Source organism: Mycobacterium sp. E136 (genome assembly GCF_001666865.1).
Classification (GTDB): Bacteria; Actinomycetota; Actinomycetes; order Mycobacteriales; family Mycobacteriaceae; genus Mycobacterium.
Window position 1 is genome coordinate 1 of record NZ_LZJE01000380.1, and the last position, 680, is coordinate 680.

General features: G+C 66.5%; 1 pseudogene. It reads left to right on the top strand.

The annotated features are described in order from the left end of the window. Positions 1-680: pseudogene (locus A5698_RS25905) on the top strand (dihydrodipicolinate reductase); the annotation flags it as partial.

Consider the following 680-nt stretch of genomic DNA (forward strand, 5'->3'; position numbering starts at 1 on the left):
GCGATCTCACAGAGACCCGACCTCGAACTGGTCGGGGTGTGGGTGCACTCCCCCGAGAAGGACGGCAAGGACGCGGGTGAACTCGCCAACGGGCAGCCGATCGGGGTGGCCGCCACCACCGATGCGGATGCGCTGATCGGGCTCAAACCCGATTGTGTCATCTATTCGGCCAGCGGGCCGGAACGTGATGCGCTGGCCGTCCCGGACTATGTGAGGCTGCTCAGCGCAGGGATAAACGTGGTGACCACCAGCACCACCCGCCTGGTCAACCCCCACGCCTACGAACCGGTCGAGTGGCGCGACCAGTTGTCCGCGGCCGCCAAGGAGGGCCAGGTCTCGTTGTACGCCTCGGGGATCGAGCCGGGCTTCGTCGCCGACCAGCTGGCGTTGGTGCTCGCCACGCAGTCGAAGCGGATCCAGCGTCTGACCGTCACCGAGGTCGCGCTCAACGATCACTACCCGGTGGCCGACGTGATGATGAACGGCATGGGCTTTGGTCGTCCCCTGGATTTCGAACCGCTGCTGAAGACGCCTGGGTTCATCGAAATGGCTTGGCGGGCACCGATTCATCTGATGGCCGCCGGTCTCGGCGTGGAGGTCGAGGAGGTCCGCGGCACCCTCGACCGCCGCGTCACGGACCGCGACATCGAGGTGGCGTTCGGCACTATCGAGGCGGGGAC